Source organism: Bacillus sp. NPDC094077 (assembly GCF_050279465.1).
Classification (GTDB): domain Bacteria; phylum Bacillota; class Bacilli; order Bacillales; family Bacillaceae_G; genus Bacillus_A.
On sequence record NZ_JBNNUF010000008.1, the window covers coordinates 123,916 to 148,227 of the forward strand.

A 24,312-nucleotide genomic window follows, 5' to 3' on the forward strand; every position below is an offset into this window, starting at 1 on the left:
CTTATCAGGTATTAAATTGAAAAGGTCTTCTTTTTCCTTAACATGATATGAGATATGAAGTCTTTCTGAATGGGACAAGAGTGTAATTTTATATAAATAGATGATAGCGGATGTATGGACAAGACAAGGCGCATACATTGAATGAAGAGAACTGAGAAGGGATGAGAAGACATGCTACCTTCATATGATTTTTTTGTTCATCCAATGTACTTAGTGGAATTGAAAAAAGACATTTGGTCAGATAGTCCAGTGCCAGCAAAATTAACTTATGGAAAAAAGAAGTATGACATTGATATTGTCTACCGTGGTGCTCATATTCGTGAATTTGAGAAAAAATCTTATCATGTTATGTTTTATAAACCGAAAAAATTTCAAGGTGCGAAAGAGTTTCATTTAAATTCTGAGTTTATGGATCCGTCTATCATACGAAATAAATTATCTCTAGATTTCTTTCATGATATTGGTGTACTTTCACCAAAGTCACAACATGTATTTATAAAAATTAATGGTCAAATTCAAGGGGTATATTTACAGTTAGAATCAGTTGATGAAAACTTTTTAAAAAGTAGAGGATTACCGGATGGTTCTATTTATTATGCGATCGATGATGATGCGAATTTTTCTTTAATGAGTGAGCGAGATAAAGATGTTAAGACAGAGCTCTTTGCGGGGTATGAATTTAAATATTCGAATGAAAATAGTGAAGAGCAACTGAGTGAATTTATATTTCAAGCGAATACTTTGTTGAGGGAAGATTATGAAAAAGAAATTGGGAAGTTTCTAAATGTAGATAAATATTTACGGTGGTTAGCTGGAGTTATTTTTACGCAAAACTTTGATGGTTTCGTTCATAACTATGCACTATATCATAACGATGAAACAAATTTATTTGAAGTCATACCGTGGGATTATGATGCGACTTGGGGACGAGATGTACAAGGGAGACCGCTTAATCATGAATATATTCGCATTCAAGGGTATAACACGTTAAGCGCAAGGTTGTTAGATATACCTGTATTTAGAAAGCAATATCGAAGTATTTTAGAAGAAATATTAGAAGAACAATTTACAGTTTCGTTTATGAGGCCGAAAGTAGAAGGAATGTGTGAATCGATTCGTCCGTATTTACTACAAGATCCATATATGAAAGAAAAATTAGAAACATTTGACCAAGAAGCGAATATGATTTATGAATATATAAATAAAAGAAGAAAGTATATACAAGACCACTTACATGAATTGGATTAATTTTGAAAGAGATTGAAATATTATCAATCTCTTTTTTGTATAATAAAGATGCAACAATAAAAAGTGATTTGATAAAGAATGGAGTTGTGTAGAGATGACGGTTAAATGGATTGATTGGGCAAAGCAAATACAATCTATAGCTCAAGCGGGTTTAACGTATTCTAAGGATGTATATGATATAGAGCGTTTCCAACAATTAAGGGATATTTCAATTTCAATGATGTCATATTACACAAAAACAGATTGGGAAATCGTGGAGAAATTATTTGCAAGTGAGACAGGCTATCAAACACCAAAAGTTGATATACGAGCAGTTATTTTTCAAAATGAAAAACTATTATTTGTGAAAGAAAAAAGTGATGGAAAATGGGCATTGCCAGGTGGATGGGCTGATGTCGGTTATACACCAACAGAAGTCGCATCGAAAGAGGTTTTAGAAGAGACAGGTTATGAAGTAGATGATTTTAAGTTACTAGCTATATTTGATAAAGAAAAACATCAACCATCTCCTTCAGCAACACATGTATATAAGATTTTTATTGGATGTGAGATTGTGGGTGGAGAAAAGAAAACTAGCATTGAAACAGAAGAAATAGAGTTTTTTGGTGAGAATGAATTACCGGATTTATCAATTGCTAGAAATACAGAGGCGCAAATTAAAGAAATGTTTGCCTACATGAAAGATCCACAAAAAGAAAAACTAATAGACTAGTAATGCTTATGCTGTACATATTGTTAAAATGAAGATATTGGCAGATTGCAACCTTTATGTAATAATGGGATGGTATGTGAAGAAAAAAGGAGATAGAAAAGAATATGTTAGCAAATATAATAGAGCAGTTATTGCAATTTTTTGCAAGCTTAGGATACTTTGGAGTAGCACTAGGTTTAATGATTGAAATTATCCCAAGTGAAATTGTACTTTCATATGCTGGTTTTTTAGTGGCAGAAGAGAAAATTAGTTTTGTAGGTGCTGTTATTGCGGGAACAATCGGTGGTACGCTAGCACAGATCTTTTTATACTGGCTTGGATACTACGGAGGGCGTCCGGTTGTCGAGAAATACGGAAAATATCTGCTTATTAATAAACACCATTTAGACATAGCAGAAAATTGGTTTAAGCGTTATGGAGCTGGAGTTATATTTTCTGCGCGCTTTATCCCAGTAGTACGTCATGCCATTTCTATTCCAGCAGGGTTAGCTAAGATGCCATTAAAACTTTTTACACTGTATACAGTTGTAGCGATCATTCCATGGTCAATCCTATTTATTTACTTAGGTGAAAAGCTTGGCGGAAATTGGCGACACATTAAAGAGTATGCATCTGATTACACACATTACATAATTATAGGAGCTGTTTTCTTTATTGCTCTATACTTCGGTTTAAAGTATTTGAAAAAGAAAAAAACAACGCGTTAAAGTCAATGGTTTTCATTGGCTTTTTTTTATTGTTTCGGTTCTAAATAAAGGGAGTTGTCCATAATGTGTAATAATAAAGCGTAGCGGAGGAATGTGATGAAAGGGTCACCGTTTATACGTGGAACGATATTTTTAACGATGGCAACGATGATATCTAAAATGTTAGGGTTTATATATGTTATACCATTTACAGCAATGGTCGGTACGAGTGGGTACGTTCTATACACATATGCATACCGTCCTTATACCATTATGCTTAGCATAGCAACGATGGGATTACCACTTGCTGTTTCAAAGATGGTATCAAAATATGATCAACTAAATGATTATCATACGGTTAAGAGAGTACTAAAGAGTGGTATCGTTTTTATGTTAATAATGGGAGTTATATCGTGTTTTACGCTATATATATTAGCTCCGCATTTAGCTGAACTTGTAATCGATGGAACTGATCAAACGGGGAATAGTGTAACGGCGGTCACTATTAACATTCAAATTGTAAGTTTTGCGTTAATACTTGTACCAGTAATGAGTTTATTAAGAGGGTTTTTTCAAGGGTTTCAATCGATGGGACCTTCTGCGCTAAGTGTAGTTGTGGAACAGTTTTTTCGGGTATTAACCATTTTGATAGGAAGTTTTTTCGTTTTATATATTTTAAAAGCTTCCGTGTCTTTAGCAGTTGGTATTTCAACGTTTGGTGCATTTATGGGAGCTATAGGTGGGTTAAGTGTTTTAAGTGCGTATTATGTAAGAAGGAGAAGGCACTTAAAGAAAAAAGAGATGGCAAGTATACCACAAACAACGAAATCTTTTTTCTCATTGTATAAGGAGCTCTTTACATATTCAATACCGTTTGTTGTGGTTGGCTTAGCGATACCGTTGTATCAGACAATTGATACTTTTACAATTAATAAACTACTTATACAAATTGGATATATGCAAGGGGAAGCGGAAAAAATCAATGCGATCATTGGTCTTGTCCAAATGGTTGTGCTTATCCCAGTTTCCGTTGCGACCGCTTTTAGTATGTCCCTTGTTCCAGAGATGACAAAAGCTTATACAGCAGGAAATGCGAAGTTGCTGTACAAACATTTTACGAGGACGAATGTATTAGTAGTAGGGATTACGGTACCAGCGGCAATTGGGATGATGTTGTTAGCAAAGCCGGTATATACTCTTTTATTTGGTTCTGGAAATGATCCGGAAATGGGGAGTGTTGTTTTACAGTATTATGCTCCAGCTTGTATACTATTTTCTCTCTTTACAGTAACGGCCGCGATGCTACAAGGAATAAATCAGCAGCAGAAAACAGTACTAGGGTTAGTAATGGGAATTGTTGTTAAGATAATTTTGAATATTGTATTGCTTCCTTATTTCGATTATGTAAGTTTTATCATTTCAACATACGCTGGCTATACGATTTCAGTTGGTTTTAACTTGTGGATGCTTTCTAAATATGTTATAAAGGCAACATAAGCTTTTTAAGGCAGAGAACACTCTGTCTTTTTCTATGTTTTTAAGATTTTTCTTATAAAAACGTTTTCAAAATAATTTTTCTATTGAAATTTAAACGTATGTTTCATATGCTGAGAATGGCGGTTCAAAAACTGTTATTTAAGAGAGGTAGATTCCTACATGTAAAAAGAATCGGGGTGATAGTATGTTAAATATTTATTTAACAGACCGAAACGGAAAACTACAAGAGATTGAGGAAATGCAAAAGGGTTGCTGGATTAATGTACTTCATCCAACGGAAGAAGAAATTCAGTATTTAGTACAAACTTTAAATGTAGACTTAGATTTCATTAAAGACCCTTTGGATGATGAAGAACGCTCTCGTATTGAAAAGGAAGACAATAATACTTTAATCATCGTGGATATTCCGACAGTTAGACATGATGAAGAAGGAAATTCGATTTATGACACGATTCCAATAGGTATGATTGTAATGCCAGATTGTTTTGTTACAATTTGTCTAGAAGAGAATCCAATTTTTGAACGTTTTATTAATCAACGTATTAAAGAATTTTATACGTTTAAAAAGACGCGTTTTGCACTTCAGCTCTTATATACGATTTCTACTTATTATTTAAGATACTTAAAGCAAATAAATCGAAAAACAATCGATTTGGAGCATCAATTAAATCAGTCAATGAAAAATAAAGAGATTTTTACATTGTTAGGCCTTGAAAAAAGTTTAGTATACTTTACAACATCGTTAAAGGCTAATAAAATTGTAATTCAAAAATTAATGCGTAATAGTACATTTTTAAAAATGTATGAAGACGATCAAGATTTATTAGAAGATGTATTAATTGAAAATAAGCAGGCTATTGAAATGGCGGAAATATATAGTCACATTTTAAGTGGAATGATGAATACTTTTAGCTCCGTTATATCAAATAATTTAAATAGTGTTATGAAACTGTTGACGTCTATTACAATCATCTTATCTTTACCAACGATGGTTTCGAGTTTCTTTGGAATGAACGTAAAGGTTCCGTTTGAAGGTGAGGCTCATGGTTTTGTAATTGTATTAATAATATGTGTAACATTATCTTTCACTTTAGCATTTGTTTTTTGGAAGAAACGTTACTTTTAACGTTAAGAAAGCTGCTCTAGCATAGTTATAAAACTGCGCTAGAACAGCTTTTTTGCTATAAAATCTCAATTTTGAAATAGAATATAGCTTATAAAATGTAAAGTGTATAGAGGTTATGAATTCTCTATAAGCCTTGTCCAATTAATAAAATAGGGTTAAAATTACATATTGTTAATGAAAAGTTGGAGGAAATACATCATGGAATTGTTTCAATTACCGAAAGCATTCCTGCAAATGAATACAATATTTATCTCAATATTAATCGAAGCACTTCCTTTTGTGCTAATTGGTGTATTTATTTCAGGATTCATTCAAATGTTTGTGACAGAAGATATGGTGGCAAAATGGATGCCAAAGAACCGATTTCTGTCTGTTTTATTAGCTACTTTTTTAGGTATGATGTTTCCAGGGTGTGAATGTGGAATTGTTCCGATTGTAAGAAGGTTAATCGGAAAAGGCGTTCCACCATACGCAGGAATTGCATTCATGCTAACTGGACCAATTATTAATCCAGTTGTATTATTTGCAACATATGTTGCCTTTGGGAGTAGTATGCACATGGTATGGTATCGCTCTATTGTAGCGATTGTCGTAGCAATTATTGTTGGAGTTATATTATCATTTATGTTTAAAGAGCATCAATTAAGAGATGACCACTTCCCAGAAGTGAACCATAAACGTCCATTACGTAAAAAAATGTGGGATGTATGTACACATGCTGTTGAGGAATTTTTCTCAATGGGTAAATATTTAGTGTTAGGAGCGTTAATTGCTGCCGCAGTTCAAACGTTTGTACAAACTTCAACGTTGCTTGCTATTGGGCAAGGTCCGTTTTCTTCATCAGCTGTAATGATGGGACTTGCTTATATATTATCACTTTGTTCAGAGGCAGATGCATTTATTGCTTCTTCGTTCCAAAGTACATTTTCAACAGCGTCACTTGTCGCGTTCCTCGTTTATGGACCGATGGTGGATATTAAAAATATGTTTATGATGCTTGCGACATTTAAAACAAGATTTGTAATTGTTGTGATAGTTACAGTTACACTTGTTGTTTATGCAAGCTCACTACTCATTTATGCGATGGGGTGGTAGGTTATGTTTCGGGTATATATCTTACTAGGTTTCACAATTTTAATTGGGCAGCTTCATATTTCCGGTAACATTACGAAATATATAAATATGAAGTATGCTTATTTATCAAAAACTGCAGCTATTATTTTAGGTTTCTTAACGCTTGTACAAATTATTATCGTTTTCCAGAAAGAGCATCAAAAGGAAAAAGAGAAACAAGATTGTAGTTGTGATCATAGCCATTGTGGGCACGATCATTCGAAAGATGAAAATACATGGTGGAAAAAAGCATTTTCGTACACATTGTTCTGTTTCCCGATTATTTCAGGATTATTTTTCCCAATTGCAACATTAGATTCGGACATTGTTAAAGCGAAGGGGTTTCATTTTCCTGTTGCACAAGCGGAAAGTAAAGATCCATTTATGACAAGACAATTCTTAAGACCAGATACGAGTATTTATTACGGAAAAGAAGGATATCGTGGTGTAATGGAAAAAGGGAAGAAAGAGTTTGTTACAAAAGACAATATTGCATTAAAAGATGAGGATTTCCTCAAGGGTATGGAGACAATTTATAATTATCCTGGTGAGTTTACTGGAAAGACTTTATCATTTAAAGGGTTTGTTTTCCGAGATGATTCTTCTAAAAAAGATCAATACTTCTTATTCCGCTTTGGTATTATACACTGTGTAGCAGATTCTGGCGTATACGGTATGTTAGTGAAAAAGCCAGAAGGTGTAGAATGGAATAATGATGACTGGATTCAAGTAGAGGGAGAAATTTCAACTGAGTTTTATCAACCGTTCCATGCAAATATTCCTGTTTTAGAAGTAACGAAATGGAATAAAGTTGAACAGCCGAAAGAACAATATGTATTTAGAGGAGCCGATTGATAACATCGGTTCTTTTTTATGGACTAAAAGTTCTGAATGTTGTTAATATTAAGCGTGTAGTTCACTTAGTGTAGTGATTATTGGGATATTTTTGGAACCAATCGGGCGTATACGGGTAGCCCGACTCCCGCCTAACTTCTTTGTTTGGGAGTATTGCTACTCGCAAATAGCGGGATAAATAATCAAAGGGGCGATAACAATGACTGAAGTAAAGGGAAAAACAGTTAATGAGTCAAGAGTGTTTAAAACGAGCCGAGTATTTCCAACAGATTTGAATGATCATAATACGTTATTTGGTGGAAAGATATTAGCGGAGATGGATATGGTTGCTTCTATTTCAGCAACGAGACACGCAAGAAAAGAATGTGTCACAGCGTCTATGGATTGGGTTGATTTCTTACACCCTGTTCGTTCTTCAGATTGTGTTAGTTATGAATCTTTCGTAATTTGGACGGGGAGAACTTCTATGGAAGTATTTGTGAAGGTAGTAGCAGAAGACTTAATTTCAGGTGAGAAACGTATAGCAGCAACGTCATTTGTTACTTTTGTTGCACTGAGTAAGGAAAATAATCCGGTTCCTGTGCCGCGTGTAATCCCTGAAACAGAAGAAGAGAAAGAATTACATCGTATTGCTGTGTTACGTGCAGAACAACGTCATATTCGTAAGGCGGAGAGTAAGAAAGTAGCCACATTGCTAACTTTTTGAAGTAAATACTTAGCCATTAATGTTACCATGATAGACAGGAATGGTTTTAATATGAAAAGCGGACACCTAAAATTAGGTGTCCGCTTTTATAGTTTTTTCATCCACTTATCGCGTGACAATAACTACTTAGCAGAAGCAAGCAGCACCGACGATGATTAAGAGGATAAATAATACGACTAATAGCGCAAATCCATTACCATGTGCGAAGCCCATTGTTATTTCCTCCTTTTATTTTAAGATACAACATACAATATGCAAATGGGCTCTTGTTTGATATGGACATATATCATGTAAGGACATATTTTCTTGAATCATAATGTATTAAAAAAGGAAAGATATAGGAATAACAGTAAGTGGAGAAAGGAAAGTATTCATGAAGTACTTTTTCACTGTAATCTTTTGCTTAATAGGTGTATTCATTTGGATGAACATCGATGTGGAAATGGGGAAAAAAATGGCTAGTGAATATGAAGTGGGACAAGTTCGATTAGGCGAATTTCAACTATATACGAACGGAGAAGAGTTATATAGGAATTTATTTGTGGATATAAAGCATGCAGAAAAGTATATATATATTCATTTTTATATTGTAGGTAAAGATGAAATAAGCCAAGAATTTCTACAGTTATTAGAGAAAAAAGCATCTAGTGGAGTAGAGGTGAAACTATCAGTCGATCGAATAGGTGGATTTAAGCTGAAGAAAAAGATAATTAATCAATTAAAAAGTAATGGTGTTAAGTTTACATTTAGTAAAAAACCAAAACTGAAAAATGTATTCTATTCTTTGCATCAGCGGAATCATAGACGCATTGTTACGATAGATGGAAAGGTATCATACATCGGTGGCTTTAATATTGGAAAGGAGTATCTTGGACAAGATCCGAAATTTGGTCCATGGCGTGATTATCATGCACGCATCGATGGGAACGGTGCAACGGATATGGAAAGAAGGTTTGCTAAAGATTGGGAAGAAGATACTGGAGAAAAAATACCTGTACATGAAAGCCTACCTGCACAAGGAAATGTAAAGTATCAATATTTATTTTCAGATGGAAAAGGTTTATGGCAGAAATATGGGGCGCTTTTAAAACAGGCTAAAAAGTCTTTAATCATCGCCACACCATATTTTGTACCAAGTAAAGAAATGATAAAAGAGTTAAAAGATGCATTAAATCGTGGTGTCAATGTGAAAATTCTCGTGCCATTTAAAAGCGATGCCGTATTATTAAAACAAGCTGCCTATCCGTATTTAAAAGACATGTTACATGCTGGAGCGGAAATTTATCAATATCGAAATGGATTTTTTCACGGGAAAGTAACAATCATTGATGGAGAAATTGTTGATATTGGTACAGCGAATTTTGATAATAGAAGCTTTTATTTAAATTGCGAATCTAACTGTGTTATATATGACAAAACAGTTGTTGCTAACGTATGGAGTCGATTAAAGGAAGACTTTCATAAATCAAAACGATTTTTTGAAGAAGATTTTGAGAAAATTAGTAGATGGGATTGGTTTTTAGCAAGAATATCGAATGTTATTGCATCATACTTATAGCATATAGACAATAGAGAAGGGAGGCACTTTAATGGACTGTATGAAAGATTTAATGAGATATAGTTACATGCTCATAAATAAGGTTGGAGAATATACTGGAAAAGTCAGAGATGAAGAATTAAAGAAGCTATTACAGCAGCATTTACCGTATATGTTACAAGCATATAATGAACAAGTGAATTTTCAAGAAGGAGAGAATATACAGCATATAACTTGTGAACCGATATCGTTTCATTTGCCTGAAGTGGAGAAGGAAACAGATAGTACATATACAGAAGATATCCATATTGCAATCTGTTATATTTCACATTTGAAACGATTAGCATTAAAGTTTGCTCAAGTTGCAGTGGAAGTTGCAAATCCAGAATTTCGCTCGTTTTTGGAAAATTGTTTCCTGAAAATGAACCGTTACGTTTATAGTGTGTGGCAATATGTTGTAAAGAAGGAATATAAAATTACACATGTATATGAAAATGAGAAGTTTGCATAAGAAACTAAGGCGGAACGAGAGGCGCCTTAGTTTTTTTATTTCATGGAGAGAAAAGAACTACGTGTATCTATTATCAGTAAATTTACAAATATTTACCGTATATTTACTATTTTTCAATTTCTCCTTTAAAAATAGAGAGTAATATGGGATTGTACATATTCTATCAAAAGGAGGAAGCGCAAATGAACAAATGGGTTAAATCATTAACTGCTATGGCACTTGCAAGTTCTTTATTAATGGTAGGTTGTAGTAAAGGTGAGGACAAGAAGAAAGAGGACGATAAAACAACACAACAAGATGAAAAAAAGGATAAAGAAACAAGCGGAACTGAACAGTCTTCTGATTCTAAAGAAAAAAAATAAAGTGAAAATAGAGCTTCCTCAAGTATATGGGGAAGCTTTTTTGTTGAATATTAATTAATTTTACGGAAAAATAGAAAGAAAGAATGAAAGAGGAGAAAATAATGAAAGTATGTATATTAGGAGCGACAGGTCGAGTAGGTTCAAACATAATAAAATTAGCATTAAAGGATTCAGCTGAAGTGACGGCACTAGTTCGTGATTTGAATAGAATGGAAATAAAGCATGAAAGGTTACAAGTTATAGAAGGAAATGTATTAAACAGAAACGGTATAAAGGAAGCGATAAAAGGATGTGATATTGTAATTAGTGCTCTTGGAACTGATCGGAATGGGACATTAGCGAAGAGTATGCCAAACATTATAAAGTATATGGAAGAAGAAGGCATTAAGAAAATCATTACAATAGGAACAGCTGGTATTTTACAAGCAAGAACAAATCCAAGTATATATCGTTTCCAATCAACAGAATCAAGAAGGAAAACAACAACAGCAGCAGAGGATCATTTAGCTGCATATGAGGCACTTAGTCATAGTGAATTATGTTGGACAGTTGTTTGCCCGACACATTTAATAGACGGTGATATGACAGGGATATATCGAACTGAAAAAGATATATTGCCAGAAGGTGGAGTGAAAATTACAGTTGGTGATACAGCACATTTCACATGGGATTTGTGTAATAAAAACATATATGAAAATAGTCGGGTAGGTATTTCGTATTAAAAAACCATCCCAAAATCGGGATGGTTAAAAGATGATATAACATACGAAGATGATAATCATAATGATTTGGAGAATTGCTTTCGCTACTGTACTACTTAAAAAACCAACTACAGTAGCGACTCCTACTAGAAAGGCGTCTTTTGGCGCCTTTTTATGCATGAGCTCTGTTATAAATACCGATAAGAACGGTATAATAATTAAACCAAATGGTGGGAAGAAGAACGATCCGACAATGATAGAAATCATACCAACACGTTCTCCCCACTTAGAACTTCCATATTTTTTTAAGAAATATCCATTTGCAATAAAATCAGCAACGAAAATGAATAATGTGAAAATGACTTGAATAATCCAAAAAGAAGTTGTCAACTCTCCTCCATTTATACCAAAATGGTAAATGAGATATCCAGCCCATACAGCTAGAATGCCTGGGATAATAGGGTAAATGAAGGCGAGAAATGAAACAATGAAACAGGCAATGATACAGAGTGTTAATAAAACCGTCACTTTATAACTCCTTTTTTGTATCTAATTTATGTACAGCAATTTTCTTGATTTGATGTCCATCAAGTTCTATTGCTTTAAATTGAAAACCGGCATATTCAATGGAATAACCAACTTCAATATTTAAGTCAATCGCTTGAGAGAGAAGCCAGCCTCCAATTGTATCTAAGTCGCTATCATCAATATGCAGGCCAAACATATCATTTACTTCAGAAATTAGTACTTTGCCATCTAAAACAGTAAGCTTAGGAGTTCGCTTTTCAATCATTGGTGATTCATCCGCATCAAATTCATCTTGAATCTCTCCAATGATTTCTTCAAGAATATCCTCCATTGTTAAAAGTCCAGCAGTACCACCATATTCATCCACAACAATTGCCATCTGAACGCGATTCTTTTGAAGATGTACTAACGTTTTGCGAATTGGAACTGTTTCAAACACAGTTAGAACGGGATGTATATAGGATTCAAGTGGTTTATAAATCCCTTTAGTTTGATCGTGAAATACTTCTTTCGTATTTATCATGCCGATAATGTCATCTTTATCTTTTTCAATTATAGGATAGCGTGTATACTTTTCAGTTGCGACGATAGTCATATTTTCTTCTAACGTATTTTCGATAGATAAGCAAATCATTTCAGTACGAGGAACCATGATTTCTTTCGCAACTCGGTCATCAAATTCGAAAATATTATTTACATATTTATATTCTGTTTGGTTGATTTCACCGCTTTTAAAACTTTCACCTAAAATGAGTCGTAATTCTTCTTCAGAATGAGCAAGTTCATTTTCTTTCGCAGGCTCTAAACCAAATAACTTTGTGAAAAATACAGCTGTACTATTAAGTGACCAAATGAATGGATACATGATTTTATCAAACAAAATAAGCGGTTTAGCAAACTTAAGTGTAATTGCTTCTGCTTTTTGAATTGCGAAAGACTTTGGAACTAATTCACCTAATACGACATGGAAAAAAGTAATAACACTAAAAGCAATAATAAATGATAACGTGTTCGCCATTGCTCCAGTAATATTAATTTTTTCAAAAAGCGGTCGTAATATATGCTCCACTGTTGGTTCACCAAGCCAACCAAGCCCTAAAGATGTAATAGTAATCCCAAGCTGACAAGCTGATAAATAAACATCTAAATTAGATAGGACACTTCTTGCAGCTAAAGCTTGTTTATTACCTTCATTTGCAAGTTGGTCAATTCGACTTTTTCGTACTTTTACAACAGCGAATTCTGATGCAACGAAAAAGCCGGAAATAAGGATAAGTACAAAGATGAGAAAAATATTTAATATGTCCAAGTGTGTTCTCTATTCCGAAGTTTGGAATAAAGATGTCACCTCCTGCAATTATGTTATACTTTTATAATAAATCCAAATGAAAAGAATAGTCAAAGAAAAAGGGCAAATATTGGTATGTTTCTATAGTAGTTTTTGAATTTGCTGTTATTTTGTCCGCTATACAAAAGGAATAACCCCCTACTTTCGGAATATAGGGGGTTATTTTAAATTACGGTTTTGAAATACTTCTCGTTAAAGTATATGTTTGCTGTTTGAAGTAGTTTGTCGTCCATAGTGTTTGAAGAAAAGAGAGTATACTGTAAGGGATGTACAATAGTAATAAACCAATTGTAACAATTACAGGTGTACTTCCGCCATATTGAACGATAAATTGTAATAGTCCATTCGCATGAAAGACGCATTCCATAAAAACGAATGAAAGAATAACGGAACCTAAAATGGATTTATGATTCGAAGTAAGCGCCAAAAATAATGTATCCACAAGAAAAGAAAAGTTTTTTATTTCATATTCATTTGTGTTGTTTAAGAAAGGAATCCATTTTTTTATTGCTTGCATAACGATAATCATGGAAGTACTACATACGATGATAAAAGAAGAGTAGTAAGGAATTTTGATGAATTTTGCGCTGTATAGGAGTAGTAATAAGGCTGAGCATTGTAATAATACAGTGCAAAAAGAATAAGGAATCCAGCTTAAAAAAGAAGCAAACCTTTTAAAACAATTAGGAGCTTTAATAAATAAATAGCCGACACCTAAACTTATGAAGAATCCGATTGCAAGAGTAAAGGTAAAACGAACAGTCGATAAAAAATATATTTCCCAAATGTAAGGGAATAACGGTGTATCATGGTTAGAAGTATGTATCATCTGATTTGCTGAGAAAAAAATAGATTCATGCATCCAGTCAATTTTTGGAATAGATATAGAAGAAAGGTGTGAGAAATTCTGAAATATACTTATGAATCCAGTTAAGTATGAGTATTTATGTGTAATGAGTAATGCTGGAATAGGGCTAATAATAAAAATAATGAGAACACCAATGAAAAATTTATATATATGTGAGCGCAACAAAGTCATATAATCACCTACTCTTAGAATATTCAGAAAATTCTTATTCTTATTTTAGCTTTTTTCAGAGTAAGTTACAATATATTTTTCTTAAAGAAACTCAGAGAGTGTTTGAATATATGGGTTATAGAAGTGAATGAATCGTGAATAAATTATGACAAGAAAATGAAAAATTTTCAGAAAAATAAAATAAATTATTTATTTTTTTCTGAAAATATAATATAGTTATGGCACAGAAAGTATTTTAACATAAGGAGGCTTTTTATGAGGATTAAAGGGAATTATGTGCCGAAAAGGGAAGTTTTACTGTGCTCAAGTTCAATTACGATAGGGGAAGCGCTGGAGCATTTGAATAAAACCGGGTATCGTTGTGTACCAGTTTTAGATGAAAAAAAAGAGAAATATTTAGGGAATATATATAAAGTAGATATTTTAGAATATAAAGGTTCACTCGACGAGAGTGTATTACAATTATTGAACGATAAAGATGGATATGTGAGAGAAGATTCTTCCTTCTTTAAAGTATTTTTTACAATAAAAAAATTACCTTATTTATCAGTAGTTGACGAAAAAGGAATTTTCCTTGGAATCTTAACGCATAAAAAAGTATTTGAGTTATTAGAGGATGCTTGGGGAGTTCATTCTAGTAAATACTCTGTCATGATTGGAACACAAGACTATAATGGCGCAATTCAAAAGTTATCGACAGTTTTAAAGAAATATACTGGTATTCAAAGTTTAATGACTTTTGATAATGATGCTCTATTAGTTCGTAGAATTATGTTTACATTAGGAGAAGAGTTTGAAGATATTGAATTAGAAACGTTATTAAAGGATTTAGAAGATCATGGGTTTAGGGTTGTGTATGTAGAAGAGATGAATAATCCACGTGAAGTTGAAACGATAGAGTAACATACAAAAGCCATCTAATTTATGTTGGATGGTTTTTGCTATGTTATCTATATAAAGTTATTGTTAGATAACAATATAGAAAAGATGTAGTGCCTGAATAAAATTTGTGTAAAAGAATAAAAAAGTAGATAATTTTGATTTTCGAAAAAATCAATTTGAAAATATGTTTTTATTTTTCAACTAAATATGTTACTATATGTGTGATAAAAACAAAGAGGTCTGACAACTATACTCCACGTAATAACACTCTAATGATTTAAATATTCAAAAAAATCAAAATTTAATATTTAGAGTAATGAAAAGGGGAATGGAGAAATTATGGAGAAAGACGCTACTTTGTAAGGGGCATATTTTATCATCTTGAGCAGAGAGGAGGGTGCATAGCATATTGTGAAAATAGAGATAAACAATGAGAAAGTGCTATGCAATGAAAAGTATGAAGGGACGTTTAAGGCCAGGTGATACAGTAGCAATTGGTTTAATGCTATTTGCATTATTTTTAGGAGCAGGAAATTTAATTTTTCCGCCAGTTTTAGGTCAACAAGCAGGAGAGAATGTATGGATTGCTACAATTGGATTCCTCGTAACAGGAGTCGGTTTACCCCTATTAGCTGTAACAGCTGTCGCGTTTGTAGAGGGGGACTTGAAAGCGTTATCTTCTAGAGTTCATCCTGTATTCGCGTTTATTTTTCCGCTAGTTAGTTACTTAGCAATTGGGCCATTCTTCGCGATTCCGCGTACTGGAGCTGTTTCGTTTGAAATGGGAATGAAGCCGTTTTTATCAGAAGCAATGGTTTCAGAATGGTACATGCTATTCCTTTACACTGTAGTCTTCTTCGGAATTACGTGGTATTTATCATTAAATCCATCTAAATTAGTCGATTGGTTCGGGAAGTTTCTTACCCCATTATTAGTATTAATTGTTGCTGTTATTGTTGGAAAGGCAATAATTGATCCGATTGGAGCACCAGCTGCGCCGTTAGCTGCTTACAAAGAAAATGCTTTCTTTGGTGGATTTATTCAAGGGTATTTAACGATGGATGCGATTAGTGCGCTTGTATTTGGAATTGTTGTTGTGCAAGTTATTCGCTCTAAAGGAATAAAAGAGAGTGGACAAATTGCAAAAATAACGGTCGTATCAGGTATTATTGCTGTATTAGGTTTAACGTTAATTTATTTATCACTTGCTTATCTTGGCTCAACAAGTACATCACTTGGTGTCTCAGAAAACGGTGGTCTTATTTTAACGAATGTTGTAAATGAGTTATATGGGACGAGCGGAAAAATTTTATTAGGACTTGTAATTACACTTGCATGTTTAACAACTTCTGTTGGATTAACATCTGCTTGTGCAGGGTTCTTTTCAAACTTATTCCCGAAATTTTCGCATAAAACGATTGTAACGTTAGTATGTGGATTTAGTTTAATTGTATCAAATCTAGGATTAACACAATTAATCACAGTAACTTTGCCAGTATTAATGATCATTTATCCAGTTGCAATTGTATTAATCGTTCTTTCGTATTTCCATAAATGGATAGGAAAGCGTAATACAATTTATATTGGAGCTATTTTAGGTGCGTTGTTAATTAGTTTCTTTAATGGTTTAGAAAGTGCGAACATTAAAATTGACGCGATTTCTAACGTTTTACAAATGTTACCATTATATGAAGAAGGAATAGGATGGTTAATCCCATCATGTATTGGAGGGGTTCTCGGTTTCTTCTTCTATAAATCAAATGAATCAAGTGAATTACAAAAGAAAGGTGCTTAGGCATCTTTCTTTTTTTGAAGGGGATTTTTGTATTTTGTCTAAGTAATAATTGGGAGGAATGATAAAATGGCTAATTTTGAAGATTTTTTAAATTTGGATTTACGGATTGGAACTGTAACACATGCAGAGGAATTTAAAGAAGCGAGGGTCCCAGCAATTAAACTAGAAATTGATTTTGGAGAACTTGGAATAAAGCAGTCAAGTGCTCAAATTACGAAGAGATACAATCCTGAATATTTAGTCGGTCAACAAATCGTCGCGATTGTAAACTTTCCGCCGAAGCGTGTAGCTGGATTTAAATCAGAAGTGCTTGTATTAGGCGGAGTCCCTGAGGCGGGTGATGTGGTTTTACTTCAACCGAATATGGAACTGCCAAATGGAACGAAAATTAGTTAGTGGAAAGGTGGAGGGAATTTGGATATCGGACGAGAATATTTACAATGTGCAATTTCGAATTTCAAAGCAACACAAAAACAAGGAGAACGAGTACTTTCTCAATTAACTTATGAACAAATTATATGGTCTTCTCATGAAGAATCAAATAGCATTGCGATTATTATTAAGCATTTACATGGTAATATGCGTTCGAGATGGACAGATTTTTTAACATCTGATGGCGAAAAAATAGATCGTAACCGAGATAGTGAATTCGAAGGTGGCTATAGTTCAAAACAGGAAGCTTTACATGCGTGGCAAGAAGGATGGGAATATGTTTTTAAAACAATGAATACTATAACGCCAGACCACTTATTGAAGCTAGTATACATTCGCGGTGAAGCACTTACTGTCATGCAAGCGATTGAAAGACAAATTTCTCATTATGCTTTACATATTGGACAAATTATTTACATTGGTAAAATGTTAAAAGAAAATGATTGGGAATGTTTAAGTATTCCTAGAGGTCAATCTACCCTTTATTTAGAGAAAAAACGTTCAACATAATAATATGAAAGAAAGCGATAGAAGGTAGGAAGTAAAAAAACAAACCAAATGATAGATGGCTCTGTAATCATAAGAATGCTCCCAACAATAAGTCCATATATAATAAGAAAGAAGCCAAAAAGAGTATTTATAGGGATAAATCGCGAGATGAGCAGTTGCTGCTGTTTAAAACAATTGTTGTGAAATAAATAAAAACGGAAGTACCATGTCGCCGTAATAAGATCTTTCTTTCTTGCAATTCTTTTATTGCATGCATGACAGATGTAAGATGATTGCATTTCATTACGCTCCATTTTTTATAGTAGTTAGTTTTGTAATAATGTGAGACAACAGTAGGTACAAAGTGAATATTCCTATATACGCTCCTGATATAAGGAAAAATGGATTTAGCAAAATTCCATGAATGCTTGTCATGAAAACTAAATCTTGTATTAAAACATCATATATATTAATAGAAATAATTGTACCGAGTACATATAGTGCCAAGTACGCAGAAATATGCAACACAATATAGATTTTAGGATGCTTAGCAACGAAATAAAAAATGAATGATAGAACGATTGGTAATGCTCCTACTAGTAGCTTCAATTCAATTCACCTCGTTAACAATATAGCCGGAATTTAAGCGGTCTATTCTCTAGAGCTTGTACATAACTTGAAATAGAGAGGGTGATAGTATGAATCGAGGCTTTTTTTATGTGAAGTTCACAAGTATGCGTAAGTTCATTTTATTTGTTATTACTACGGTATTAGCGACTTTCTTTCTTATTAGTATGATGGTAACTTCCTTGAAAGAGACGAAGTCAACGTATTTATATAACTGGCTAAATGAGTTATCGATGAATGGATATATGTACGTTCTTGGGAAAGAAAATCATTATTTTACACAGGAGTATCGGAATTTGAATCAAGACTTTTCAATCTCTTCATTCCTCTTTTCTATGGCTACAAATATTCGTTTTGATGATGTGCGTAGTTTTGTAGGGAAAGAACTTCCTGGATTTGGTAAGTATGATACAGAAATCGTTATAGCAGGTGAGGGAACAAATTACTCCAACTTACCGATAGAGTCAAGTGTTCCTCTTGAAGAAGTTGTGAAAGAACGGATTGGAGAAACTGGACAAGTTCCAAAGCCCGATACGAACAAAGAGAAGAAACAACCAGCTCAAACAACGGGGAAGAGGCAAGTTGCATTTATTTATCATACACATAGTTGGGAATCTTATTTGCCGCTACTTAACTTAACGAATGATCCAGATCCGAATAAAGCAACGAGTTCTGCAACGAACATTTCGATAGTCGGCGATCGATTTCGTGAACAGTTAGAAAACGAAGGTATAGGGGCTACTAACGATAAGACTGATGTCGGTCAAAAGTTGATAAGTAAAGGATTAAATAGTAATAGTTCTTATAAAATGTCACGAGAAATTGTACAACAAGCTATGACTGGTAATAAAGAACTCCAATACTTTTTTGACTTGCATCGTGATAGTGCACGGAAAAATGTTACAACAAAAACAATTGGAGATAAATCATACGCGAAGCTTGCATTTGTGGTTGGAAAAGGTAATAAAAATTATGAAAAGAACTTACAATTAGCAACGGCTTTACATGAGACGATTAATAAGAAATATCCAGGGGTGAGCCGAGGAGTAATTCAAAAAGGCTTTCAATCAGGAAATGGAGTTTATAATCAAGATTTATCAGGACAAGCGATATTAATTGAAGTTGGCGGAGTAGATAATACCGAAGAAGAATTAAATCGATCGATTGATGTACTTGCTAAAGCATTTGGTGAATATTTTTGGCAGGCAGAAAAGGTGAATGGCTAAACGTAAGTGTAAAGCTTACGTTTTTTGTTTTGGAATGATAAGACGTCACATAATAGACATAATTTGTCATTGTTATAGTGATATCGAAATTTGTCAATTTATACTGGTAGATTTAGAAAGGAATTTTCGAAATAGTAGAGAAAATCTTTTTACAAGGAAAATTTTTTAAATATGAAATTGGCAGGGTGATTTAGGTGATTAGGGAGATCAGAATAGAAGATGCTGCATCATTTTTGCAATTAAGTAAGCAATTAGATGAAGAAACGAAATTTATGTTATATGAACCAGGAGAAAGAAAAATTACAGTCAAGAAACAAGAACAAATGATTCATCGATTTATAGAGAATGAAACTGCAATCATATTTGTAGCAACTGAAGATGAGAGAATAGTAGGGTTTATTTTAGTGAATGGAAATAACATTCAAAGAAAGAGGCATGTGGCAACCATTGTAATTGGAATTTTGCAAGAGTGTAGTGGGCGAGGTATTGGGACGAGATTGTTTAAAGAGGTTGAGAAGTGGGCAAGATTACATGATGTATGGCGTTTAGAATTGACGGTAATGGCCCACAATACAAGAGCTCAGGCACTATATAAAAAAATTGGATTTGAGAAAGAAGGTGTCAAAAGAGCTGCTCTTATTATCGATGGAAAGGACATCGATGAGTATGAAATGGCCAAATTATTAAAATAAGAGGTCGTTATATGAAAAAAAGATGGACACTACTTGGTATCGTAGCGGCGATACTCATTGTTGGAGTAGCAGGAATCAATTATAAAATGTATAAGGATAAGCAGGCGCGGGAAGTGAATGTAAATAACATATTTCCGAAAGCAAAAGAAACGATTGCTAATATGGATGGGGATATCGCAGTAATTAGTAATCCGAATTCGATGCTTGTACTTGTAAATAAAAGTAGGCGTTTACCTGATGGGTATAGACCGCCAGACTTAGTTGTTCCGAAAGTGCGTTACTCTAGTGAAGGTGATCAAGAAAAGAAAAAAATGAGGAAAGAAGCAGCCGGGGCGCTTGAGGAAATGTTTCAGCAAGCTGATAAGGAGCGTATTTTCCTTTTTGCAGTCTCTGGATTTAGATCCTTTGATCGACAAAAAGCATTAAATACGATGTATAAAAAACAAGATGGAGAAGCGAAAACAGCGATGTCTAGCGCGGTGCCTGGTACGAGTGAACATCAAACTGGACTCGCTATGGATATTACATCTCAATCTGCTAAGTTTCAGCTAGAGACTGTTTTTGGAGAAACGAAAGAAGGTCAGTGGCTTTCTGAAAATGCTCATAAATTTGGTTTTGTGATTCGATATACAAAAGAGAAAGAATCGATTACTGGCTATCGGTATGAGCCTTGGCACGTAAGGTATGTGGGTAATCCACAAGCTACATATTTATATGAAAATCAACTGACGCTTGAAGAAGTAACAGGGTAAACAATTGAGGGGAGAGAAGTACAATGACGATGTTATATAAGAAAAAAGTACATGCGTATGTGACGAGAGAAAAAGAAGGGGTTATGCAATTACTTGTTTTTAAACATCGTGATATACCTGAAGCTGGTGTTCAAGTACCAGGTGGAACAGTTGATGAAGGAGAAACGTTAGAAGCAGCGGTATTGCGTGAAATACAAGAAGAATCTGGATTACGTCATTTATGCATAGAGCGTTTACTAGCAGATTACATCATACATGTGAAGGAAAAAAAGGAGTATCAAAAACGCCACTTTTTCCACGTAACTTTACCTACGGATGTAAAAGATACTTGGGAACATATAGTAAGTGCCGGTGAAGAAGATCAAGGGCTAGTATTTTGCTATGAATGGATTGATATTGCGAAATCCCCTGAATTAGCTGGAAAACAAGGGGAGTTTTTACATCTGTTAGATGAGATATATGTAAAGTGATAAAAGAGTCTGGAGCGGAGGTTAATTCGTTTCAGACTCTTTTTATTTTTCGGGAAATGAAAGGCTTTTTAAATAGATGAGTGGAATTCCTTTAAGGGGATATTAGTGCTTAATGCGAGGGGCGAGGGAAATGAAAAGTTGCTAGATATATGATATGAAAAAAGCTTATGGAGGAGAAGACAAATGGAAATCCAGTTTAGTACAATATTACAAAAAGAATTAACAATTCATGATATACAAACAGCGATGGAAGCTGGGAAATTAACTTCAAAAGAATTAGTCATGTATTATCTTCATAGAATTGCAAAGTATGACCAAGACGATACGAAAATCAATTCAATTTTAGAAATAAATCCAGACGCTATCTTTATTGCAGAAGCGTTAGACCATGAAAGAAAGACAAAAGGTGTAAGAGGACTATTGCATGGTATACCTGTTTTGCTAAAGGACAATATTGAAACGAATGATTCAATGCATACAAGTGCAGGTACGATTGCCCTAGAACAAAATATAAGTAGGGAAGATGCATTTCTCGTTAAAAAACTGCGAGAAGCAGGAGCGGTGATAATAGGAAAAGCAAATATGACAGAGTTAGCAAATGGAATGTCCTTTGAAATGTGGGCTGGATATAGTGCAAGAGGTGGTCAAACAATAAATCCATATGGAACGGGCAAGGATGATATGTTCGTTGGGGGCTCAAGTACAGGGTCTGCCGTAGCGGTTGCCGCTAATTTTACAGTAGTATCTGTTGGGACAGAAACGGATGCTTCTATATTGAGCCCGGCTGTTCAAAACTCTGTAGTAGGTATTAAACCGACTGTTGGTCTAATTAGTCGTAGAGGAATTATTCCGTTCACATATTCACAAGATACGGCTGGACCATTTGCTAGAACGGTGACAGATGCGGCTATTTTGTTAGGGAGCTTAATGGGAGTGGATGAGATGGATGCAGCTACTCACAAAAGTGAAGGAAGGGCAGAGCAGGATTATACAAAATATCTTGATGTTAATGGCTTAAATGGAGCGAAGATTGGTGTATTTAGCAATGCACCAAAAGAATATTATGAATCTGATGAGTACGATGAAAAATTGTTTAAGGAAACAATCCAAGTATTACGTAGTGAGGGAGCGACGGTAGTAGAAGATATTGATATTCCAACTTTTCATAGAGAATGGAGCTGGGGAGTATCGCTTTATGAACTCAAGCATAGTTTGGATAACTATCTTTCTAAATTACCTTCTACTATTCCAGTACATTCTATTTCGGAGTTAATGGAGTTTAATAAAAACATAGCAGAAAGAGCTTTGAAATACGGACAAACTAGGTTAGAAGTAAGAAAAGATTTTCCTAATACGTTAAGTAATCCTGAATATATAAATGCAAGGTTAGAAGATATATATTTTTCACAAGAACAAGGTATTGATTTTGCATTGGAAAAATATAATCTTGATGCGATATTGTTCCCTTCCTATATAGGGTCTACTATATGTGCGAAAGCAGGTTATCCGTCTATAGCAATACCTGCGGGATATATGGAAAGCGGGAGACCTTTTGGAATTACGATTGCAAGTACTGCCTTTTGTGAGGGGGTATTAATTAAACTAGCATATGCTTTTGAACAAGCGACAAAGCATAGAAAAATTCCCAACTTGTCATGAATAGAATATACAAAAAGGACAGGAACTCCCTGTCCTTTTTGCTTTATTGATTAAAGTGAAATATCTTTCTGCTCTGTCTTATGATATTTTAATAAGCTAAAAGATAAACAAGCAGAACATAAAATAAGAAAAGAAGCAATGATATAAATTGTACGAACACCGAACGTATCTGTAAAAATTCCAACGCTTAGCATAGATAATCCAGAGGCTGTTGAAAGAAGAGCGCCATGTGCTGTATACATTTTTGATAATAAAGAAGGGGCAACACTTGATTGTAAAACTGTCGTTTGAGAAATATCTCTAATTTGATAACATGGTCCCATTAGGATGCAAAGAAACAGGGCAATAAATGCATTACTTGTCATACCAAATAAAAATGTAAGAATACTAAATAAAAGAGAGCCAATCGCCATGGAGCGTATTAAATTGTTTTGAATATATGAACTCATCCTCCATGCTAATAGGCCACCCAATAACGTGCCAACATAATAACTTGTATTAATATATCCCCACCATTCCTCTCCTTTATGAAGAATCGTCGTTACATATACCATCGTAATAGCACCGATCCATATTGCCCCTGCAAAAGTTTCAATTAAGTCCATAAATGTAACGGTACGGAGAGATGGATTTTGAAATAAGAGTTTCCAACCTTCTAATAAAGCAGTCCTTTTTGAAGAGGAGGGCTCTATTGCTCGTTCAGTATGTATGAAACGTAATGAAAAGTGTAATGCAACACATCCAAAAATCATCAAAATGTTATTAATCATGAGTGTAGAAGTAGGACCAATGAGAAGAACTATAATACTTGTAAATGAATAAGCGGCCGCTTGTACAATTTGTGTTGAAAAGGAAAAGATACTATTTACTTTTACTAAGTTCTCTTTTGGTGTTAGGCGCGGAAGAATGCCGTATAATAATGGGGCGCTCCAGCCACTACATAATGAAATGAAAAAAATGAAAGTTAATAGGGCTAAAATGTTCGTGGAAAGGACAGGAAATAAAATCATTAATAGTAGTAAAAGAGTTGTTTTAGTCCATTGCAGAGTATATAGCAACGTATAAGATGGAAAACGATTCATTATAAGTGGCGCAGATGTGTTAGCAATCAGATTTGTGATAACTTGCAATAATGGGAAAAGAGCAGTAATTGTAGCTGATTTAGTTGTGATATAGATGTGAGTTGTAATAATCATTATGTATACGATGTCAGCGAGAGTGATGCATATTTTGGAACCTAAATAGTAAGCTAGTGAGCGATTTCGCAATTAGAACACAACCTTCTTAATAAATAATACTTTTGTAGTTAGAATTATTAT

At 34.0% G+C, this 24,312-nt stretch carries 28 protein-coding genes; 21 read left to right on the plus strand and 7 right to left on the minus strand.

Annotation, left to right across the window (positions count from 1 at the left end):
• Positions 1-171: 171 nt before the first annotated feature.
• The 8 genes from cotH to ACQKNR_RS19380 all read left to right on the plus strand — a co-directional run bounded on the left by cotH (position 172) and on the right by ACQKNR_RS19380 (position 7,943).
• Positions 172-1,248: a spore coat protein CotH gene (gene cotH, locus ACQKNR_RS19345; protein WP_427319718.1), complete on the plus strand. Its 1,077-nt coding sequence runs from the start codon at positions 172-174 to the stop codon at positions 1,246-1,248.
• 94 nt (positions 1,249-1,342) lie between these two features.
• Positions 1,343-1,960 (plus strand): NUDIX hydrolase N-terminal domain-containing protein, encoded by a 618-nt coding sequence (locus ACQKNR_RS19350; protein ID WP_427319720.1) that lies wholly within the window; start codon positions 1,343-1,345, stop codon positions 1,958-1,960.
• Between the two features lie 104 nt (positions 1,961-2,064).
• Positions 2,065-2,667 (plus strand): DedA family protein, encoded by a 603-nt coding sequence (locus tag ACQKNR_RS19355; RefSeq protein WP_427319722.1) that lies wholly within the window; start codon positions 2,065-2,067, stop codon positions 2,665-2,667.
• Between the two features lie 96 nt (positions 2,668-2,763).
• The gene (locus tag ACQKNR_RS19360) at positions 2,764-4,143 is read left to right on the plus strand and encodes a putative polysaccharide biosynthesis protein (protein ID WP_427319724.1); all 1,380 of its coding nucleotides are present in this window, start codon (positions 2,764-2,766) and stop codon (positions 4,141-4,143) included.
• Positions 4,144-4,327: 184 nt separating this feature from the next.
• Positions 4,328-5,269, plus strand: a complete 942-nt coding sequence (locus tag ACQKNR_RS19365; protein WP_000932389.1) for a magnesium transporter CorA family protein — start codon at positions 4,328-4,330, stop codon at positions 5,267-5,269.
• A gap of 198 nt (positions 5,270-5,467) precedes the next feature.
• Positions 5,468-6,364 carry a permease gene (locus ACQKNR_RS19370; RefSeq protein WP_002171532.1) on the plus strand — a complete coding sequence of 299 codons (897 nt, stop codon included), beginning with the start codon at positions 5,468-5,470 and terminating at the stop codon, positions 6,362-6,364.
• A 3-nt stretch (positions 6,365-6,367) separates the two neighbouring features.
• Positions 6,368-7,237, plus strand: a complete 870-nt coding sequence (locus tag ACQKNR_RS19375) for a TIGR03943 family putative permease subunit (protein WP_427319725.1) — start codon at positions 6,368-6,370, stop codon at positions 7,235-7,237.
• Positions 7,238-7,436: 199 nt separating this feature from the next.
• Positions 7,437-7,943, plus strand: coding sequence for an acyl-CoA thioesterase (locus tag ACQKNR_RS19380; RefSeq protein ID WP_375809921.1), 507 nt, complete (start codon positions 7,437-7,439; stop codon positions 7,941-7,943).
• A gap of 126 nt (positions 7,944-8,069) precedes the next feature.
• Here ACQKNR_RS19380 and ACQKNR_RS19385 read toward each other — a convergent pair whose 3' ends face one another.
• A complete protein-coding gene (locus ACQKNR_RS19385; protein WP_000505094.1) occupies positions 8,070-8,156 on the minus strand; it encodes a YjcZ family sporulation protein in 87 nt (28 codons plus the stop codon).
• A 160-nt stretch (positions 8,157-8,316) separates the two neighbouring features.
• Here ACQKNR_RS19385 and cls point away from each other — a divergent pair, with 160 nt between their 5' ends.
• From cls to ACQKNR_RS19405, 4 genes are all read left to right on the plus strand, one after another.
• The gene (gene cls, locus ACQKNR_RS19390) at positions 8,317-9,501 is read left to right on the plus strand and encodes a cardiolipin synthase (protein WP_427319727.1); all 1,185 of its coding nucleotides are present in this window, start codon (positions 8,317-8,319) and stop codon (positions 9,499-9,501) included.
• A gap of 31 nt (positions 9,502-9,532) precedes the next feature.
• Positions 9,533-9,991 (plus strand): spore coat protein, encoded by a 459-nt coding sequence (locus ACQKNR_RS19395; protein WP_427319728.1) that lies wholly within the window; start codon positions 9,533-9,535, stop codon positions 9,989-9,991.
• A gap of 182 nt (positions 9,992-10,173) precedes the next feature.
• On the plus strand, positions 10,174-10,353 hold the full coding sequence (locus ACQKNR_RS19400) for a hypothetical protein (protein ID WP_427319729.1): 180 nt from the start codon (positions 10,174-10,176) through the stop codon (positions 10,351-10,353).
• A gap of 101 nt (positions 10,354-10,454) precedes the next feature.
• Positions 10,455-11,075, plus strand: coding sequence for an NAD(P)-dependent oxidoreductase (locus tag ACQKNR_RS19405; protein ID WP_427319731.1), 621 nt, complete (start codon positions 10,455-10,457; stop codon positions 11,073-11,075).
• Positions 11,076-11,099: 24 nt separating this feature from the next.
• Here ACQKNR_RS19405 and ACQKNR_RS19410 read toward each other — a convergent pair whose 3' ends face one another.
• The 3 genes from ACQKNR_RS19410 to ACQKNR_RS19420 all read right to left on the minus strand — a co-directional run bounded on the left by ACQKNR_RS19410 (position 11,100) and on the right by ACQKNR_RS19420 (position 13,969).
• Entirely contained in the window at positions 11,100-11,582 is a 483-nt protein-coding gene (locus ACQKNR_RS19410) for a DUF456 domain-containing protein (protein WP_427319733.1), read from the minus strand.
• Between the two features lies 1 nt (position 11,583).
• Positions 11,584-12,891: a hemolysin family protein gene (locus tag ACQKNR_RS19415; RefSeq protein WP_427319735.1), complete on the minus strand. Its 1,308-nt coding sequence runs from the start codon at positions 12,889-12,891 to the stop codon at positions 11,584-11,586.
• A gap of 208 nt (positions 12,892-13,099) precedes the next feature.
• Complete coding sequence (locus tag ACQKNR_RS19420; protein ID WP_427319737.1) at positions 13,100-13,969, minus strand: hypothetical protein; 870 nt, start codon at positions 13,967-13,969, stop codon at positions 13,100-13,102.
• A 255-nt stretch (positions 13,970-14,224) separates the two neighbouring features.
• Between ACQKNR_RS19420 and cbpA the strand changes: the two genes are divergently transcribed.
• The 4 genes from cbpA to ACQKNR_RS19440 all read left to right on the plus strand — a co-directional run bounded on the left by cbpA (position 14,225) and on the right by ACQKNR_RS19440 (position 17,588).
• Positions 14,225-14,872: a cyclic di-AMP binding protein CbpA gene (gene cbpA / locus ACQKNR_RS19425; RefSeq protein ID WP_193410974.1), complete on the plus strand. Its 648-nt coding sequence runs from the start codon at positions 14,225-14,227 to the stop codon at positions 14,870-14,872.
• Between the two features lie 436 nt (positions 14,873-15,308).
• Positions 15,309-16,646, plus strand: coding sequence for a branched-chain amino acid transport system II carrier protein BrnQ4 (brnQ4, locus tag ACQKNR_RS19430; RefSeq protein WP_427319915.1), 1,338 nt, complete (start codon positions 15,309-15,311; stop codon positions 16,644-16,646).
• A gap of 66 nt (positions 16,647-16,712) precedes the next feature.
• Positions 16,713-17,042 carry a chaperone CsaA gene (gene csaA, locus ACQKNR_RS19435; protein ID WP_427319739.1) on the plus strand — a complete coding sequence of 110 codons (330 nt, stop codon included), beginning with the start codon at positions 16,713-16,715 and terminating at the stop codon, positions 17,040-17,042.
• A gap of 18 nt (positions 17,043-17,060) precedes the next feature.
• Positions 17,061-17,588: a DUF1572 domain-containing protein gene (locus tag ACQKNR_RS19440; RefSeq protein ID WP_427319741.1), complete on the plus strand. Its 528-nt coding sequence runs from the start codon at positions 17,061-17,063 to the stop codon at positions 17,586-17,588.
• Here the strand turns inward: ACQKNR_RS19440 and ACQKNR_RS19445 are convergent.
• Both ACQKNR_RS19445 and ACQKNR_RS19450 read right to left on the minus strand, forming a co-directional pair.
• Entirely contained in the window at positions 17,561-17,866 is a 306-nt protein-coding gene (locus tag ACQKNR_RS19445; protein WP_427319742.1) for a permease, read from the minus strand. The genes ACQKNR_RS19440 and ACQKNR_RS19445 overlap by 28 nt on opposite strands.
• A gap of 4 nt (positions 17,867-17,870) precedes the next feature.
• A complete protein-coding gene (locus ACQKNR_RS19450) occupies positions 17,871-18,176 on the minus strand; it encodes a hypothetical protein (protein ID WP_427319744.1) in 306 nt (101 codons plus the stop codon).
• An 89-nt stretch (positions 18,177-18,265) separates the two neighbouring features.
• Between ACQKNR_RS19450 and spoIIP the strand changes: the two genes are divergently transcribed.
• From spoIIP to ACQKNR_RS19475, 5 genes are all read left to right on the plus strand, one after another.
• A complete protein-coding gene (gene spoIIP / locus ACQKNR_RS19455) occupies positions 18,266-19,420 on the plus strand; it encodes a stage II sporulation protein SpoIIP (RefSeq protein WP_427319746.1) in 1,155 nt (384 codons plus the stop codon).
• A gap of 194 nt (positions 19,421-19,614) precedes the next feature.
• Complete coding sequence (locus tag ACQKNR_RS19460; protein WP_427319748.1) at positions 19,615-20,112, plus strand: N-acetyltransferase family protein; 498 nt, start codon at positions 19,615-19,617, stop codon at positions 20,110-20,112.
• Between the two features lie 11 nt (positions 20,113-20,123).
• On the plus strand, positions 20,124-20,864 hold the full coding sequence (locus ACQKNR_RS19465; RefSeq protein WP_427319750.1) for a M15 family metallopeptidase: 741 nt from the start codon (positions 20,124-20,126) through the stop codon (positions 20,862-20,864).
• A 23-nt stretch (positions 20,865-20,887) separates the two neighbouring features.
• Complete coding sequence (locus tag ACQKNR_RS19470) at positions 20,888-21,334, plus strand: NUDIX hydrolase (RefSeq protein WP_427319752.1); 447 nt, start codon at positions 20,888-20,890, stop codon at positions 21,332-21,334.
• Positions 21,335-21,517: 183 nt separating this feature from the next.
• A complete protein-coding gene (locus ACQKNR_RS19475) occupies positions 21,518-22,993 on the plus strand; it encodes an amidase family protein (protein ID WP_427319754.1) in 1,476 nt (491 codons plus the stop codon).
• 50 nt (positions 22,994-23,043) lie between these two features.
• On the opposite strand, the gene ACQKNR_RS19480 is transcribed toward ACQKNR_RS19475, so the two are convergent.
• Entirely contained in the window at positions 23,044-24,261 is a 1,218-nt protein-coding gene (locus tag ACQKNR_RS19480) for an MFS transporter (protein ID WP_427319756.1), read from the minus strand.
• Between the last annotated feature and the right edge of the window lie 51 nt (positions 24,262-24,312).